The sequence below is a fragment of the Afipia sp. GW821-FHT04G03 genome (genome assembly GCF_059419985.1).
In genome coordinates this window covers 1,072,501-1,074,217 of sequence record NZ_JBWKSV010000002.1, presented here as the reverse complement: position 1 = coordinate 1,074,217, position 1,717 = coordinate 1,072,501, and the positions used below count along the sequence as shown (strand labels likewise).

2 protein-coding genes (1 of these 2 cut by a window edge) are annotated in these 1,717 nt (G+C 60.3%); both read right to left on the bottom strand.

The genetic code is table 11. The annotated features are described in order from the left end of the window. Positions 1–417: 417 nt before the first annotated feature. Positions 418–1,338, bottom strand: a complete 921-nt coding sequence (locus AC07UB_RS14430; protein ID WP_494653595.1) for a DUF5996 family protein — start codon at positions 1,336–1,338, stop codon at positions 418–420. Between the two features lie 100 nt (positions 1,339–1,438). Next, a protein-coding gene (locus tag AC07UB_RS14425; protein WP_494653594.1) for a hypothetical protein crosses the window boundary here: on the bottom strand, positions 1,439–1,717 show its final stretch. It continues 330 nt past the right edge of the window; only the last 279 of its 609 coding nucleotides appear in the window; the start codon falls outside the window, past its right edge; the stop codon is at positions 1,439–1,441.

The following is a 1,717-nucleotide window of genomic DNA, read 5'->3' as shown; positions in this document are numbered from 1 at the left end:
TCTTCGGCATAACCAAAGCTCCTTTCCAAGCTCACTTTCTCACAAAGCTTGGTCCAAAAAAGCCCGGTCAGGTCAGCACCTTTTGGCGGAGCCCTTGCGATCGGGACCGCCGCGCAGCCTTGCGAGGGCTGCGCGCGCCTGAGGTGACAGGCGCTGCGCCTCCCGGCGCTCCACCGTCGTCACTCAGGTTCCGTGCCGCGCTGCTCATGAAACATCGCGGCCTGAACGTAATAGGAATATAATCCAGAGCAGGGAAAGTCAAGTCACCAATCGTCGGCGGAACGATCGCTGATCCTCGTCTTTCGTCATCGCGAGGAGCGCAAGCGACGAAGCAATCCCAGTTCTTCGTCCCACGGGCCGCAACCCTCAGTCTGAATTGCTTCGCATCGCTCGCAATGACAGCAGGTCTTGCGAGATCTACCGCTCCAGCGCGGCGCGGTCCCACTTGCTGGCGTTGGCGGCGGCGTCATAAGTGCTTTGAAAAAATTCGAGCAGCATGGCGTCCGGGTCGGCAGCCGCTCTGACGGCATCGTAGTCGAGAACGAACTCCTGCAGGTTCGTATCGAACACGGCCGCCGATGGACGCAGCGGCGCATCGGCAAATCCCGGCGGCGCGGGATAAGCGTAGGAGTAAAACGCGGCCTTGCCGAAGCCGCCGTTGCCCGGCCAGAAGCCGCAACTCGAGACTTCGTGCGAATACGCCTCGCGCGCCACCCAATCCCCGAGATTCGGCATACCGCCGGGATGCGGCGGCGCGGTGCGCCCTGAAAAGCGCGTCACGGCCATGTCAAAACTGCCCCAGAAAAAATGCACCGGACTCACCTTGCCGGTGAAGCCAGCGCGAAACTGCTTCATGACGCGATCCGTCTGCACCAGAACGCGCCAGAATCGCTGAGCGGCCCCCGCATCGTAAGACTTGTGATCGTGATCCTGCTCGAAGGGAATGGCTCCCGGCACTTCGACCGGCATCGTCCAGATCGCGACTTCGACTTCGAGATCGCGCAGCGCGCTCATTGTCTTGCCGTAGAACTCCGCAACCGAATAAGGCGCGAGCGCGAACTCGACACGCCGCGGATCGCTGGTGGTGACGACAAGAACATGACGGCAGAAGTCGAAATCAATCTGGAGACTGCGCGAACCGTACGGCATCGCCGACGTGGTCAGGCCGGTGGTCGTGACATAAAGCGGCACCTGCCACCAATGGTTGACCATCGGCTCCAGCGCGAGGCGGATCTTGCCGACGACCTGCGTCCACATGTGCAAGGTGGCGCAGGTATCCTGCCATCCAATGAAGGGCAGCGCCGGCCACGCCTGTTCGGTCGTCTCGGTCTGCGTCATACAAAACTCCCACCAGCCTAGCCTAGCGGCAGATTCCCAGGACCGAAAGCAAAACGCCGCCCCGAAGGACGGCGTCAAAATTCCTTTTCTTGGGCGACCTTTATTCGTCGTCGTCCCGCATCATGGCGCTGAGCTTGTCGTAATATTTCCCGACCACGTCGATATTGGCCTTGTATTCCAGCGCAGGCGGCGGTGTTTTCAAGGCTTCGTTGATTTCCGCCAGCGCGTCCTTCTTTTCGTCTGCCGGCATTTTCTTGTCCGCCTGAACCTCCGCGAGTTGCGCCTTGAGGACGGCTTCCGGGCCGACATAGGTCTTGGTCTTCGGATCGAACCCGCTCATCACCAGTTCGATATTGTTCTGCACAATGGTGAAATCGGC